Origin of the sequence: Marinobacter vulgaris (genome assembly GCF_003344045.1) — a bacterium.
Taxonomy (GTDB): domain Bacteria; phylum Pseudomonadota; class Gammaproteobacteria; order Pseudomonadales; family Oleiphilaceae; genus Marinobacter; species Marinobacter vulgaris.
In genome coordinates this window covers 215,177-229,687 of record NZ_QFWX01000006.1, presented here as the reverse complement: position 1 = coordinate 229,687, position 14,511 = coordinate 215,177, and the positions used below count along the sequence as shown (strand labels likewise).

Sequence of the window (14,511 nt, the reverse complement as noted above, 5' to 3'; positions counted from 1 at the left end):
TCTCCAGAGCCCGGACCCGCTATGGACTACTTTGCAGAAAGCATCAAGAAAGCCATTCGCACGGTGCCTGACTGGCCCAAGCCAGGGGTCGCCTTTCGCGATATCACCACCGTGCTGCAGGACAGAACCGCATTCCGCAAGCTGATTGATGCCTTCGTTCACCGTTACCACGGCCACCGGATCGATGCCGTTGCCGCAGTCGATGCCCGCGGTTTCATTATCGGCTCTGCCCTTGCCTACGAGCTCAATGCCTCACTGGTGCTGATCCGCAAGAAAGGCAAGCTGCCGTTCGATACCCTGGTGGAGGACTATGAACTGGAATACGGCACCGCCTCGGTGGAACTGCACAAGGATGCCTTCAAACCCGGCGACAACGTGGTGCTGGTGGATGACCTGATCGCCACGGGGGGCACCATGCTGGCTGCCTCGCGCCTGATCCGCCGCATTGGCGCAGAGATCGTGGAAGTGGCGGCGATGATTGACCTCCCCGACCTGGGCGGATCACGCAAGCTGCAGGACGAAGGGCTGAAGGTTTATACTGTCTGCTCATTCGAGGGCGACTAGAGGGCAACCATGCCTGATTATCAGCACCACTGGAAAGACGGGACCCCGGTGCACCTGCCGCTGGGCAAGATTGTCTGCATTGGCCGCAACTACGCGGAGCATGCACGGGAACTGAACAACCCGGTGCCGGACGAGCCCCTGCTGTTTATCAAACCGGCAACATCGGCGGTGCATATTACCCGCCCCCTGGACTTTCCTCGCGATCGTGGCGCGGTCCATTTCGAAACCGAACTGGCGGTACTGATTGGCCGTCCGCTGACCAACGCCTCTGTCAGCGAGGCCGAGGGCGCCATTCTTGGCTACGGTCTGGCTCTGGATCTGACCCTGCGGGACCTGCAGGCCCGGCTCAAGGAAAAGGGCCAGCCCTGGGAAAGAGCCAAGTCCTTTGACGGAGCCTGCCCGCTGTCACCATTTGTACCCATTGGCCTGCTGCGGCGTGATCACCTCATCTTCACCCTCGACATCAACCGGCAACGCCAGCAAACCGGAGACACCCGGGACATGCTGAATCCGATCGTGCCTCTCATTGCGCATATGAGCACCCAGTTCACCCTGATGCCCGGCGACGTGGTCCTGACCGGCACGCCCAAAGGCGTAGGGCCGCTGGAATCGGGGCAGATATTATCACTGGAACTGGAAGATGCCTTGTTTGTGGAGACCACCGTACTTTAGTCTGGAGCCCGGTCGCGCAAGATTACGACTAACCTCAGGTCCATCGGCTTTTCAGGACGTATATCAGGCATGGCAAAAAAACCAGTGACCACCCGTAGCGGGCGATTCTTCAGATTGGCAGGCATGACGGCTTCCGTGGCCGGGCAATATGCCGGCCAGCGTGCGCGCCGAATTTTTCGCAGCGAGGAGGACAACGAAGGCGCCCGCTCCGAAAGCTACACCCGCATGGCGGATCAGATTGTCGACACCCTGGGTGAGCTCAAGGGTGCGGTGATGAAGGTCGGCCAGATCGCGTCCCAGACCCAGGACTTCCTGCCCAAGGAATTCTCCGACGCTCTGGAGCGGCTCCAGAAAGAAGCGCCACCCATGCCTTTTGAGGTGATCGTTGCCCAGGTTGAGAGTGAACTGGGCAAGCCGGTGTCTGAGCTGTTCGAATACCTGCAGGAAACACCCTACGCCGCCGCATCAATCGGTCAGGTCCACCGGGCCCGCCTGTACGATGGCACCGACGTAATCGTCAAGATCCAGTATCCCGGGGTGGACGAGTCCTGCGACAGCGACCTGAAACAACTGCGCATGGCCCTGAAACTGGGCGGTCTGCTGAGGATGCCAAAGGAACACGTGGACCAGCTGTTCGGCGAAATCCGGGTCAGGCTGAAAGAAGAGCTGGATTACGAGAACGAGGCGCGCAACCTGGAGCTGTTCCAGTCATTCCATGCCAATGACGACTGGATTGTTATCCCGAAAGTATTTGAAAGTCACTCTTCCCGGCGGGTTCTGACCATGGAACTGGTGGAAGGTGATCACATCAGCCAGGTCACACCTGAAAAATACAATCAGGACACCATCAACCTGATCGGCCACCGCATCTTTACCATGATGGCGGACCAGTTGTTCCGCTACCAGTGCATCCATGGCGACCCTCACGCCGGTAACTTCGCGTACCGCCCGGATGGCACCGTCATTCTGTACGACTTCGGCTGCGTGAAGAAACTGAAGCCGGAAATCATTGAGGCTTATCGCAACGCTCTGGTATCCGCGCTGGAGGAAGACTACGCCGCCTTGGACCGTCACCTGATTGCTCTCGGCGCGCGTGTGGAAAGCCAGCCCGCGGTGGACGAGGCCTACTACGCCATGTGGCGGGATATTCTCATCCAGCCGTTCAACAGCGATACCCCCTACGACTTCGCCGAGTCCGAGCTCCACAAGGACGTCGCCGCCAAGACCACCACCGTGTTCAAGTACCTGGACTACTTCAAGCCACCGGTAGAGAGCATTTTTATCGACCGCATGATTGCCGGGCATTACTGGATGATGAAGCGGTTGGGAGTGCAGGCAGCGTTCCGCGAAGAGCTGGAACAATACCTCGGGCTAGAGTCCTAGCCCGCTCACCCATTCCGCGAGACCCTCACTGGCACCCTTACGAATCACCTTCGCCCTGGAGAGGCTTGCCGGCTCCCCCGGATCAATCACCGTAACCGGCACATCGAAGCCCACCAGGTCCACCAGACCCGCCGCGGGATAGACCTGCAGGGATGTGCCCACTATCAGCAGGTGATCGGCGGTGGGCACTATCTCCGCTGCCACCTCAATCATCGGAACCTCTTCCCCGAACCACACAATATGGGGCCGAAGCTGGGCACCGCGTTCACAGGTGTCGCCGGGATGGATATTCCGAAACCCGATGTCGTAGACCAGTTCAGGATGCTTTGAGCTGCGGGCCTTGGTCAGCTCGCCATGCAGGTGGATGACGTTGCTGGACCCGCCGCGCTCATGCAGGTTGTCCACGTTCTGGGTGATGATGGTGACGCGGCAATGCTGCTCCAGCTCCGCCAGCAGGCGATGGGCGTCGTTGGGTTGTGCGGACTCGAGCTGGCACCGGCGTTCATTGTAAAAGCGCAACACCAGCTCCTGGTTGCGGGCGAAAGCCTCCGGAGTGGCAACGTCATACACGCTGTACTGCTCCCACAGCCCGCCGTTGTCACGGAAGGTGGAGAGCCCGCTTTCGGCACTCATGCCGGCGCCGGTGAGAACCACGATGTGATCTTTCATAGAGCAACGCTTTCACTGTTTTCGGGATATGCCTCAGAACCAGAGTTTCTCCGGCCTGCGCCGTTTTTCCACTCTGAGCCCCTTCTTCTCAAGGATAGCAACCAGTTCCTCGGTGTCATCAATATTGAGGAACGGCGCCAGGGAAATCTCTTCGCCCCGGAACTGGAGATGAAGCTTTGGAGGCGTCCAGGGATGCCGGGGTACATCCTGCCAGACGCGGGTATACTGCCGGGGCAGTTCCCACTCTTTCTCCTTATGGGTCAGGCCTTTTTCCAGGCGTATCAATTCCTGGGAGAAGGTGAGCACTTCCCGCTTCTGGCACTTGCGGGAGGTGTAGTAGAAACCGGCCGCCAGAGCCGTCAGTTCCAGGCCTGCAAACGGTAACACCGGCCAGGCTCCGACCAGAAGCATACCGGTGGAGATCAACATAGAAAGAATGAAGGCTGCCAGCCAGATGCGGATGTTCCCCTTCCAGCTCATGGAACGATTGGGTGTCAGGAGAAAACAGTCGCCTTCACGTCGGGAAAGCTGCTCTACCATTGCGGTTACTCCCGGGAACCACCCGCGTCACCGGAATGACTTCAGTCGAAGATCTTGCCGGGGTTCATAACCCGGTTGGGATCGAAGACCTGCTTGATGCCCCTCAGGTAGGCAATCTCAGCAGCGCTGCGGGTATACTCCAGATACGCCTTCTTGGTCATGCCAACGCCGTGTTCGGCAGATACACTGCCCTGGTAGCGTTCGACAATCTCGAAAACCCATTTATTTACCTGTTGGCATTTCTCAAAGAAATCTTCCTTGGCCATGTCTTCCGGCTTGAGGATATTCAGGTGCAGGTTGCCGTCTCCGATGTGACCGAACCAGATGATCTCGAAATCCGGATAATGCTCGGTCACCACCGCGTCGATTTCCTGCAGAAATCCCGGAACCCTGGAAACCACCACAGATATATCATTCTTATACGGGGTACGCGGCGCAATGGACTCGGAAATGCGCTCCCGCAGTTGCCACAGGTTCCTGGCCTGGGTTTCGCTCTGGCTTATAACACCATCCAGCACCCAACCATTCTCGACACACTGCTCGAACAGTGTCATGGCGTCGTCCATCACCTGATCAGACACCGCCTCGAACTCCAGCAGCGCATAGTATGGCGCCTCGGTTTCAAACGGTGCCTGCACCTGCCCATGAGCCAGTACGTGCCCCATGGCCTGGTGGGAGAAGAATTCGTAAGCGGTGAGGTCGATCTGCTTCTGGAACGTCTGCAGAACGTCCATGGTGTTGGTCAGGTCATTCAGACCCAGCACCAGCACGGTGAGATTGTCCGGCGTGCGGGACAGCTTCATGGTGGCTTCCGTGATAAAGCCCAGGGTCCCCTCCGCGCCGATAAACAGGTGGCGGAGATCATAGCCGGTGTTGTTCTTCTCCAGGTCCTTGTTCAGATCGAGGATATCGCCCTTGCCGGTGACCACCTTGAGGCCGGCGACCCAGTCACGGCTCATGCCGTAGCGAATCACCTTGATGCCACCGGCGTTGGTGGACAGATTGCCACCCAGCTGGCTGGAACCGGCGGATGCAAAATCCACCGGGTAGTAAAGGCCGTTTTCTTCCGCAAAATTCTGCAGCTGCTCGGTCACCACACCGGCCTGGCACCTGACGGTGCGGTCACTGGCGCTGAAGTCCAGGATCTGGTTCATGTTGTCGAATGCCACGACCACTTCGCCGTTGGCAGCCACGGCGCCGGCACTCAGGCCCGTACGGCCGCCGGAGGGCACCAGAGCCACCTGGTTGTCGTTGGCAAAATGCACCAGCGCCTGCACCTGCTCGGTGGTTTTTGGCAGCACAATAGCCACCGGTTTCGGCGGATAGATCTTCGTCCAGTCCTTGCCGTAGTTTTCCAGGTCAGCCGCGTCGGTCAGTACTTTTCCGGGGGTCTGGCCCGTTTCCATCAGGGCTTTGAGGGAGGCAACGATCTGTTCAGAATTCATGGATTATCCGATCTCACTATGGGTGATTCAGGGCGCCGGCAGACGAAGTTGATTCAGGTAACCCGGCGCGCTGTGAAAGTCTGCGTTTATGGTATCATACCGCCCCTGTTCTGTGAGCCTACCCGCCAACCGCGGCGCTCACGGGTCATTTCATGTGACGAAAGGTTCGGAAGCAAGCCCATGTCAAATACGTCTCTTGAAAAGAGCAAAATCCGCATCCTGCTGCTGGAAGGCGTACACCAGTCCGCCATTGATACACTCAACGCCGCAGGTTATACGAACATCGAGTACCTGACTCACTCTCTGGGCGAAGACGAGCTGGTCGACAAAGTCGCCGATGCTCATTTCGTGGGTATCCGTTCCCGTACCCAGCTGACCGAGAAGGTGTTCAGCGCCGCCCAGAAGCTGGTGGCCGTGGGCTGTTTCTGCATTGGCACCAACCAGGTAGACCTCCAGGCCGCAACCCGCCGCGGCATCGCTGTTTTCAACGCGCCTTTCTCCAATACGCGCAGCGTGGCCGAACTGGTTCTTGCCCAGGCAATTCTTTTGCTCCGTGGCGTGCCCGAGAAAAACGCCAAGGCCCATCGCGGCGAATGGCTGAAGTCGGCCAAGGACAGCTATGAAATCCGCGGCAAGAAGCTGGGCATCATCGGCTATGGCAATATCGGCACCCAGTTCAGTGTTCTGGCAGAAGGCCTGGGAATGGATGTGTACTACTACGACGTCGTGTCCAAACTGTCTATCGGCAACGCCACCCAGGTCGGCACACTGCAGGAGCTGCTGAACACCTGCGACGTGGTCAGCCTGCACGTGCCGGAAACGCCCGCCACCAAGTACATGTTCAAAGCCGAGCAGTTTGCCCAGATGAAACCGGGCAGCATCCTGATGAACGCCTCCCGGGGAACTGTGGTGGACATTGACGCCCTGGCGGATGCACTGCGCAGCGGCAAGCTCCTCGGCGCCGCGATAGACGTTTTCCCGGTTGAGCCCAAGTCCAACGACGAGGAGTTCATTTCCCCGCTGCGGGAGTTCGATAACGTGATCCTGACGCCGCATGTTGGCGGCTCCACCATCGAGGCCCAGGAAAATATTGGTCGCGAAGTGGCGGAAAAGCTGGCCATGTACAGCGACAACGGCACCTCGGTGTCGTCCGTGAATTTCCCGGAAGTGGCCCTGCCCTCGCACCCGAATCAGCATCGCCTGCTGCATATCCACGAAAACGTGCCGGGCGTGATGTCGGAAATCAACCAGGTGTTCTCGGAGAACGGCATCAACATCTGTGGCCAGTACCTGCAGACCACGGAAAATATTGGCTATGTGGTGATCGACGTCGACAAGGAATACGGCGAGCTGGCACTGGAAAAGCTGTTGAAAGTGAAAGGCACCATCCGCTGCCGTGTGCTGTTCTGATTCTGACCGCTTCAGGAATAATGATAGCCGGGGCCGGCCAGCAGGCTCCGGCTTTTTTTAGCGTTCGGACCTTGAGATGTCATCAGGTGCAACCATGATAGAGGTGTAAGCTTTTAAAATGCTTTACTCATCGACTCAAGGAGCATGCTATGTCACTGAAGGAATCACTGCAGAAGAAACTGGAAACCCAGACCGAATACTGGAGCAAACAGATCGAGAAGCTGCAGGCTGACGCTGAAGAGAAAAAGGCAAAAGCCGAAGATGAGCAGGCGGAAGCCGAAATCCAGAAAGACTTCTCCCAGCGCATTCAGGAACTGGAAGACAACGTCAATGAAGCGCGCAAAAAGATGTCTGAAGTCCGGGATTCAGGGGAAGAGCACCTGAAGGATCTTAAGGAAAGGATTGAAGGTTGGCTGCCAGGCAGCAAAAAGTAACCCGATAAACGCCTGTAAGGCAGTGAAAAGTAACCCGATAAACGCCTGTAAGGCAGTGAAAAGCCCGGTATCGCGAGCAGCGCGATACCGGGCTTTTTGTTACTGCATCGGAACCAGTGTCAGCTCAACGCGACGATTCTGTTCGCGGCCGGAGGCAGTATCGTTGGAAGCCACCGGATAGCGTGGGCCATAGCCAACGGCACGGGTGCGCTTGGGTTCAATACCCTGGTTCAGCAGGAAGTCCCGCACTGAACTGGCACGACGCTCGCTCAGTAACTGGTTGTAGTCCCGGGAGCCGGTGCTGTCAGTGTGGCCTTCGATCTGCACTATGGTCTTGTCGTATTCTTTCAGCACCAGCGCCACAGACTCCAGCGTATCGCTGAACGAGGGCTTGATGGTGGACTGGTCCACGTCAAAGGTGATATTGCCGGGCATGACCAGTTCAATCTCGTCGCCATTACGCACCACGCGAACCCCGGAGCCTTCAAGTTTGCGACGCAGCTCAGCTTCCTGCCTGTCCATGTAGTAGCCAATACCACCGCCCACGGCTGCGCCGGATGCCGCGCCGATCAAAGCGCCCTTGCCACGGTCACTGCTGCTGGAGGTGGCGGCACCAACGGCGGCGCCACCAAGTGCACCAATAATACTGCCTTTGGTTGCACTCGAGGTTTTCTCTTCCCCTGTGTAGGGGTCATATGTCATACAGCCGCCCAAACCAATAGTGGCGACAGCAAAAGCAACAATTGTTTTTTTCACGATATTCTCCAGAGTCTTTCCACGGTATGACTTTCTACGGCAAGTTACCGCACTGCTTTTCCCTGACGGGCCTCTGACAGAGCCCCGCCCTGGTCGTTTTTAAAGGTATCAACGATTGCGTTGAACACCGTTGCCTGCAAGTCCTGGGCTTCGTTTACCAGATGATGACGACCGTTCGGTATTCTGAGTTCCTCAACGGCGGCAAATTTATTACGGATGATTCGCAAATTGTGCTGCCAGTCGACGGTCAGATCTTTCTCACCCTGCACCACTGTGACCGGAAAATCCACCGGGCGAGCGGACTCGATATGGGGCACCCACCGCCTCAGCGCCGACACCCAGTCCACGTGGACGGCCCTCGCCTGGAGCGGATCATGTTCTTTCAGGAAGGTCAGAAAACGCGAGTTTCCACTATTGGCACCGAACACCCGGGCCCACCGAGACACAAACGGTTTGACCATGCTGTGCAGTACTTTTGCCCCCAGCCAGCCCGCGGGGCGTATCAGGGGCGCAAGCAGCACAACGCGGCGGAAGTCGGACGTTTCCGGAGTATGGTGGTTGGTCAGCAGGTAATCAATCAGGATGCCCCCACCGGTACTCTGCCCCACGGCGTACCAGGGTGCCTCCACCTTGTCTCTGACGTTGGCCATTACGTCTGTGAGCACCGCCTGATACTCCAGAAAACTGCCAATTGCTGCCGGCGTTCCACTGGACAGCCCGTGACCCGGCTGGTCATAGGCCAGAACATTGAACCCTGCCCCGAGGCAACGGTCAATCAACTGGCTGTACAGGCCCACGTGGTCGAAGTAGCCGTGCAGGATGAACACCGTGCCACGGGGCTGATCATTTTCCGGTAACTGGAAATAGTGCACCATCACCTGGTGTCGATCTGCCATGACATAACCCTGATGATAGCAAACAGCCGGGTGCTCCACCCAAAGGTCCAGCCCGTAGAATCGGCAATAGGCAACCATGTCCTCGTCCAGCGCCCCCCGGCGTTGCGGATCGAATGGCTCCAGCCTTTCCAGCAGCGACGCCCTGTTCCAGTTGGGGATTTCTATGGAATCTGTTTTCCAGTACACGTAGAGTTAAACGCCTGTTATCAATGGGTACAGAAGTGGCAAGGTGCCCGCCGGGAGCTTGGCCGTAAGATTAGCACACCAGATGGCCTTATAGGGGTTAAAGCGGTGTTACCGGAGTGAACCATGATACAAGCCGTACTGGAAAGCGGACTGCGCCAGACCATGACCCGACTGGTCCGGCCGCTGCTGCATCCCTCCGTCCCGGTCAGACTTCAGCGTCGCCTGATCAGTAAAGCCTACCTGACCTCTGTCCCGCCCCGTGGCACCCGCTTTGAAGACATCGAGGCAGAGGGCCTGGCCATGACAAGGGTTTGCCACGGTGACAACCCGGACGGTGTCGTGCTGTATTTTCACGGCGGCGGCTATATCATTGGCTCCCCACGGACCCACCGGGGGATTACCGGTCATCTGGCCAGAGCCAGCGGTGCCATGGTGATTGTTCCGGACTACCGCCTTGCTCCCGAAAACCCTTACCCGGCAGCACTGGATGATGCAGAAACCGTTTTTCTCGCCCTGCTTGAAGAGGGACATACGCCAACGTCACTGAGCCTTGCGGGCGACTCCGCCGGCGGGGGGCTGGCTATCGCACTGGCCATGCGCCTGCGGGACAAGGGGTTTCCCCTGCCCTCGTCGCTGATGGTCATGTCTCCCTGGACCGACCTCTCCAATACCCGACTTTATTCACCGGAATACGAACCGGTGCTGCAAAGACCGTGGATAGACAAGGCGGCGCGGCTTTACTGCGCCAATGAGCCGGTTGCCAACCCTTACATTTCTCCCGTTTTCGGGGATCTGTCCGGCCTGCCGCCGCTGCTGATCCAGGCGGGCAGCCAGGAAATCCTGCTGAACGACGCACGGCGACTGGCTGATGCCGCCAACCGGGACAGCGTCGATACCCGGCTGGAAATCTATAACAGTCTCTGGCACGTTTTCCAGGTGCATGCGGGGCAGCTGGCGCGGGCAACCGGGGCGTTGAACACCGCAGGTGCGTTTATTCGCCAGCATCTGAGACCCTGAATCACTCATTGAGTCGGCCAGTGATATCGGGAAGCGTTACCTCCCCGCGAATCAACGCCTCCTTACGCTTGCGCGGCCACTGTTTGAGTTGCCACTCCAGCTTCGAAGCAGCAGCCCTGTCCCTGGCTTCGGCAGCAAATGCCAACTCCAGGGGCCCCTTGCCCCGGAGGCTGCGGGCCCCTTTCGGTGCGCCTGCCTGATGCTCGGTAAATCGGCGCGCAACATCCGTTGTGATCCCCGTATACAGAGCCCCTCGGGCTGTCCGCACCATGTAGATAAACCACTGGCTCATGCCGACGATGCCCTCACCATTTTTTCCCGGGCTTTGCGTTGCTGGATCCACAGGCCCGCGACAATCAGCACCAGGCCTATGTAAGTGGACGGCAGGATTGTTTCGCCAAGGATAAAATAAATAAAGACCAGGGACAGAAACGGCGAGATAAAAATCAGGTTGCTCACCCGGGAGGTGTTTTCCGCCTTTTTCATGGCATAGGACCAGAGCACAAAGGCGACCCCCATCTCGAACACCCCCACATAGATGGCGGCGGTCAGCCCGGTGCCCGGGCTGACGTCGAAACCCGAGGTCATGGCACAGATCACCACAATCACCGGCAGACCAAACAGGAAATTCAGAAACAGCCCCACCACCGGATCCCGGGTGTCCCGTGTAGCAATAATCCAATAGGACGCCCACACCAGGGTACTGCCAATGGCATAGGCCACCCCGAGTGGGTCCGAGAACGTGAGGGAGAGGACGTCACCACGGGTCGCAATGACGACGACACCGCTGTAACACACCAGCCCGGCAATAATATCCGCACGTTTCAGACGCTGCCCCAGAAAGGGCACCGAGAGATACGCCAGCACCAGTGCCCAGGTATAGTTCAGCGGCTGCGCCTCCTGGGCGGGAAGCCGGTCAAAGGCACCGAACAGCAGGAAGTAGTAAAGGCAGGGATTGATCAGGCCCATGCCGATTGACTGCAGGTACTGGCGCCCACTCAGCTGGAAAACCAGGTGCCAGCGACGCTGGACCAGAAGTACCAGTGCCATAACCAGCACCGAAGCCGAACAGGCAATAACCAGCATCTGTATCGGGGCAAGCTCCCGCAACGAAAGCTTGAAAGCCGTGGCGACCGTCGACCAGAGCAGCACCGTGCCAAGACCATAGAGCATGGCCTGCTTCTGATTAGTCATTGGCCTGATCCTTTTCGCTGTCGAGCCAGCGATAAAGGGTCCGGCGATTAACCCCCAGGATCTGTGCGGCCCGCCGCTTGTTGCCCTCCACGTCACCCACCAGGCCCAATGAGGCGTCTTCGGCGCTCGGTGATTGGTAGCGGGCCAGTTCGCTGGTAATGGCCGCATGGGCCAGCAAACGCCTGACCTTTAATCGCAGGTGATCAGTGGACAGGGGTTTGGTGAGAAAATCATCGGCACCGGCCTTGAGGGCCTCCACTGCCTGATCAACCGTGCCAAAGGCGGTGATAATGACAAAGGGCACCGACCTGCCCTCCGCCTGCAGTTGCCGGAGTATCGACAGCCCGTCGCCGTCCGGAAGCCGGAGATCGGAGACAATCAGGTCAGGGCCGGTGTCCAGGGCGAGCCTGCTACCTTCATCAGCGGTGCCGGCACAGCTTACCCGGTAGCCATCCACCTCAAGCTCTTCAGCCAGCAATGCTCGCAAACTGGCATCGTCCTCCACCAGCAGGATCGAGGATGGATTACTGCGCATAGCCGCCTCCCGCTATTGCCGGGCCGTCGTCATCCACGCTCAACTGCCATAGTCCGTCGTGCTCGGCACTGTCCGCGCGGGCCACCAGTTCAAGATCCTCTCTCAGGCGATAGTTCAGGTTTTCTCGACGGCGCCCGGCCCCAGGTAGATAGCGACACCGCTGAACACCATCAGGGGAACGACAATACGCAGCACGAGGGTCAGGCGCAGCGAGCGGAGCATTTCCCGCGCGTTCAGCGCGCGTTCAGCATGGACCGTTTCATAAACAACTCCGACAAAGTGTCACACATCTGTGCCACATGTGTCATTTTGCCACAATAGACATAACGTACTGCTAACCTTCGTTTTTATTTAGGTTATTGATATTAAGAGACTTAACAACCTTAATAAAAGCTGGCACAGGTTTGACGCATAGTATTTGTAAGTGCGAATCCGGTGAACATCAGATTCAGGTTCGACAGATTGTTTGCAGAAATCGCAGGCGATTCAATAAAAGCACAAGGAGACAGTTATGAACAAGCTTCTCGTATCATTGACCGCATCACTGTCCCTGCTAGCCGCCGGCCCGGCACTCGCCCAGGAACTGCAGATGGAAGCTAATGATGAGATGGTAGGCGTGATTGAGGATGCCGGGATGGATATTCCGACCTACAACTCAATTGCAACTGCCTACAACAGCGAGCCGCAAGTAAGGAACCGCGTTGATGCGCTGATGTAAAAGACGCCCCGCTATCGTGTCGTCCGGCCCCGCTTTTGCGGGGCCTTTTTGATGGCGTTGCTGGGCAGGAACGACCATTGTGCCGGCGTATTATGGTACCTTTCACCCGAGGACCCGTTAACAATGCCCGGAGACAGGAAATGCAAAGACTTTGCCATTGGCGAACCCCCTTGTTTGCAATGGTCATTCTGCTATTGGCAGGCTGTTCAGACAGCCCGTCCCCAACCACAACCAGCGGCAATGAAAGTGAAAAGCCCAGCTACCCTGTCACCTGGCGGTTCGCCCTGGAAGAAATCGAGGGCAGTGTCCAGCACCAGTACGCACTGGAGCTGAAAGAGCGTATCGAAGAAATTTCCGACGGCAATATCCTGATCGACATTTTCCCCTATGGCTCGATCGGAACATCCATCCAGTTGACCGACCTGGCCCGGGAGGGCTCCGTTCATCTGGCCTTCGCTTCTCCCGGTCATCTGGCGGACGTGATCCCGGAAACCGGAGTGTTCACCCTCCACTACCTGCTGTCAGACGACGAGACCGTAAACCGGGACATTCTGGCAAGCGACGCCCTGGTGCAGCAGTTCAGCGAGCCCTATGCAGAGCAGGATCTCAAGCTGCTCGCTTTCGTCCCCGAAGGCTGGATGGTCTGGACCGCAAACAGGCCCCTCAAAACACCCGCCGATTTCGAGGGGCTCGCGTTCCGCACCATGACGTCACAGATCGCGGCTGAGGCCTACAAGGCCTACGGAGCAACCCCCACCCCGGCGCCCTTCTCCCAGGTCTACAGCGATCTCCAGTTACGCCGAATTGACGGCCAGGCCAACCCGGTTTTTGCCATTGAGGAGATGGGGTTTTACGAAGTCCAGAGCACCATGACATTCGCAAGGCCAGCCCAGTTTGTGACCTCTGTGGTTTCCAACAAGGCGTGGTTTGACGCCCTTCCCGGTGACCAGAAGCTGTGGCTGGAAAATGCGCTGGACGAAGTGGCACCGCTTGCCTACAACGTACAGGCAGAACTCAATGCCAGCCGTCTCGAGACCATTCGGCAAAACAGCAACGTTCAAATTATCGAGCTCACAGAACAACAGCGTGAGCGCTTCCGCGAAGCGAGTCTTCCGGTCCGTGAAACCTATGCCCGTATTGCAGGCAAACGGGGACAAGCGATTCTGGACCAGCTCATCGAGATGGTGAAGGAGGCGGAGCCAGAGGCTCCGGACGCCTGACCCGACTGACAGGCCACGCTATTCAGGAATCAGCCAGTCCATCGCCGGGGTAATGCCAAGGCAGTCACTGCCGGAAACCGCTTCCAGCATTGCGTTGAGCCTGCTGTCAAAACCCCAGGGCGGATTAACCACCAACATCCCCGAGCCCGTCATACCCCGCTCCGGCGGGGTGAGCAGGTGCACCTCACTGCACAGCACCTTGCGGACAGCGGAAGCCCTGAGTGTGTCTTTCAATTGCTCCTGAAGGCCACTGGTCAGTAGCGGATACCAGACCAGATAGACCCCATGCCGGCACTTTTGCCAGGCTTTGACGAGGGTATCGGCGACGTCCCGGTAATCAGACTTGATCTCATAGGATGGATCAATCAAAGACAGCAGGCGTGGCTGTTTTGGCGGCAACCGACTGAGCAGTCCGGCCAGCCCATCCTGCCTGAGAACACGGGCCCGTCCCACAGACGCCCAGTCTGCCAACTGCTGACTTTCAGAAGGATGGAGCTCAAACAGGGTCAGGTCATCCTGTGGACGAAGAAAATGCCGGAACCAGGCCGGTGACCCCGGGTAGACGGCCAATTCCCCCAGGCCGACATTGGACTGTCCGAAAACCTCCAGCACCGGCTTCCAGTCTGCCCCCAGCCGATCGCGAAACGTCCAGAGCCTTTGCACGCCGCTGTCAGCCTCTGCCGTTTTCCGGGCTCTCTCGCTTTGCAGGTCGTAGAGGGCACTGCCGGCATGGGTGTCAAAGCAGGCAATGCCGGACTTCTTCGAATGCATCATCGACAGCGCCAGTGCCAGCGCTGCGTGTTTCTGTATGTCGGCGAAGTTACCGGCGTGGAAGGCGTGCAAATAGCTCAGCATGGGGACTCCTGTGTGGT

The 14,511-nt window shown here is 58.0% G+C and carries 17 protein-coding genes; 8 read left to right on the top strand and 9 right to left on the bottom strand.

Annotated elements, in window-relative coordinates:
* Positions 1-21: 21 nt before the first annotated feature.
* The 3 genes from DIT71_RS14555 (at position 22) to DIT71_RS14545 (ending at position 2,619) form a co-directional block, all read left to right on the top strand.
* Positions 22-564 carry an adenine phosphoribosyltransferase gene (locus DIT71_RS14555; RefSeq protein WP_114613941.1) on the top strand — a complete coding sequence of 181 codons (543 nt, stop codon included), beginning with the start codon at positions 22-24 and terminating at the stop codon, positions 562-564.
* Positions 565-573: 9 nt separating this feature from the next.
* On the top strand, positions 574-1,236 hold the full coding sequence (locus DIT71_RS14550) for a fumarylacetoacetate hydrolase family protein (RefSeq protein WP_114613940.1): 663 nt from the start codon (positions 574-576) through the stop codon (positions 1,234-1,236).
* Positions 1,237-1,305: 69 nt separating this feature from the next.
* Positions 1,306-2,619, top strand: a complete 1,314-nt coding sequence (locus DIT71_RS14545; RefSeq protein WP_114613939.1) for an ABC1 kinase family protein — start codon at positions 1,306-1,308, stop codon at positions 2,617-2,619.
* On the opposite strand, the gene DIT71_RS14540 is transcribed toward DIT71_RS14545, so the two are convergent.
* The 3 genes from DIT71_RS14540 to DIT71_RS14530 are packed head-to-tail and all read right to left on the bottom strand — an operon-like array spanning position 2,608 to position 5,273.
* Complete coding sequence (locus tag DIT71_RS14540) at positions 2,608-3,288, bottom strand: SIR2 family NAD-dependent protein deacylase (protein ID WP_114613938.1); 681 nt, start codon at positions 3,286-3,288, stop codon at positions 2,608-2,610. The genes DIT71_RS14545 and DIT71_RS14540 overlap by 12 nt on opposite strands.
* Positions 3,289-3,321: 33 nt before the next feature.
* A complete protein-coding gene (locus DIT71_RS14535) occupies positions 3,322-3,828 on the bottom strand; it encodes a DUF2244 domain-containing protein (RefSeq protein WP_114613937.1) in 507 nt (168 codons plus the stop codon).
* A 41-nt stretch (positions 3,829-3,869) separates the two neighbouring features.
* Positions 3,870-5,273 carry an FAD-binding oxidoreductase gene (locus DIT71_RS14530; protein ID WP_114613936.1) on the bottom strand — a complete coding sequence of 468 codons (1,404 nt, stop codon included), beginning with the start codon at positions 5,271-5,273 and terminating at the stop codon, positions 3,870-3,872.
* A gap of 180 nt (positions 5,274-5,453) precedes the next feature.
* Between DIT71_RS14530 and serA the strand changes: the two genes are divergently transcribed.
* Complete coding sequence (gene serA / locus DIT71_RS14525; protein WP_114614087.1) at positions 5,454-6,683, top strand: phosphoglycerate dehydrogenase; 1,230 nt, start codon at positions 5,454-5,456, stop codon at positions 6,681-6,683.
* A 149-nt stretch (positions 6,684-6,832) separates the two neighbouring features.
* Positions 6,833-7,117, top strand: a complete 285-nt coding sequence (locus tag DIT71_RS14520) for a hypothetical protein (protein ID WP_114613935.1) — start codon at positions 6,833-6,835, stop codon at positions 7,115-7,117.
* Positions 7,118-7,216: 99 nt separating this feature from the next.
* On the opposite strand, the gene DIT71_RS14515 is transcribed toward DIT71_RS14520, so the two are convergent.
* Together DIT71_RS14515 and DIT71_RS14510 are read right to left on the bottom strand one after the other, a co-directional pair.
* The gene (locus tag DIT71_RS14515) at positions 7,217-7,873 is read right to left on the bottom strand and encodes an OmpA family protein (RefSeq protein ID WP_114613934.1); all 657 of its coding nucleotides are present in this window, start codon (positions 7,871-7,873) and stop codon (positions 7,217-7,219) included.
* Positions 7,874-7,917: 44 nt separating this feature from the next.
* Complete coding sequence (locus tag DIT71_RS14510; RefSeq protein WP_114613933.1) at positions 7,918-8,955, bottom strand: alpha/beta hydrolase; 1,038 nt, start codon at positions 8,953-8,955, stop codon at positions 7,918-7,920.
* 123 nt (positions 8,956-9,078) lie between these two features.
* Between DIT71_RS14510 and DIT71_RS14505 the strand changes: the two genes are divergently transcribed.
* Positions 9,079-9,972 (top strand): alpha/beta hydrolase, encoded by an 894-nt coding sequence (locus DIT71_RS14505; RefSeq protein WP_114613932.1) that lies wholly within the window; start codon positions 9,079-9,081, stop codon positions 9,970-9,972.
* 1 nt (position 9,973) lies between these two features.
* Here the strand turns inward: DIT71_RS14505 and DIT71_RS14500 are convergent, their stop codons facing one another.
* The 3 genes from DIT71_RS14500 to DIT71_RS14490 are packed head-to-tail and all read right to left on the bottom strand — an operon-like array spanning position 9,974 to position 11,701.
* Positions 9,974-10,264: a GIY-YIG nuclease family protein gene (locus DIT71_RS14500; protein ID WP_114613931.1), complete on the bottom strand. Its 291-nt coding sequence runs from the start codon at positions 10,262-10,264 to the stop codon at positions 9,974-9,976.
* Positions 10,261-11,166 carry a DMT family transporter gene (locus tag DIT71_RS14495; protein ID WP_114613930.1) on the bottom strand — a complete coding sequence of 302 codons (906 nt, stop codon included), beginning with the start codon at positions 11,164-11,166 and terminating at the stop codon, positions 10,261-10,263. Before DIT71_RS14495 ends, DIT71_RS14500 begins: the two co-directional genes overlap by 4 nt.
* Positions 11,159-11,701 carry a response regulator gene (locus DIT71_RS14490; protein WP_114613929.1) on the bottom strand — a complete coding sequence of 181 codons (543 nt, stop codon included), beginning with the start codon at positions 11,699-11,701 and terminating at the stop codon, positions 11,159-11,161. Before DIT71_RS14490 ends, DIT71_RS14495 begins: the two co-directional genes overlap by 8 nt.
* 511 nt (positions 11,702-12,212) lie before the next feature.
* On the opposite strand from DIT71_RS14490, the gene DIT71_RS14480 reads away from it, so the two are divergent.
* Both DIT71_RS14480 and DIT71_RS14475 read left to right on the top strand, forming a co-directional pair.
* Positions 12,213-12,419, top strand: a complete 207-nt coding sequence (locus DIT71_RS14480; RefSeq protein ID WP_114613928.1) for a DUF4168 domain-containing protein — start codon at positions 12,213-12,215, stop codon at positions 12,417-12,419.
* 140 nt (positions 12,420-12,559) lie between these two features.
* Positions 12,560-13,639, top strand: a complete 1,080-nt coding sequence (locus DIT71_RS14475) for a TRAP transporter substrate-binding protein (RefSeq protein ID WP_114613927.1) — start codon at positions 12,560-12,562, stop codon at positions 13,637-13,639.
* A gap of 18 nt (positions 13,640-13,657) precedes the next feature.
* On the opposite strand, the gene DIT71_RS14470 is transcribed toward DIT71_RS14475, so the two are convergent.
* Positions 13,658-14,494, bottom strand: a complete 837-nt coding sequence (locus DIT71_RS14470; protein ID WP_114613926.1) for a 23S rRNA (adenine(2030)-N(6))-methyltransferase RlmJ — start codon at positions 14,492-14,494, stop codon at positions 13,658-13,660.
* Positions 14,495-14,511 lie beyond the last annotated feature (17 nt).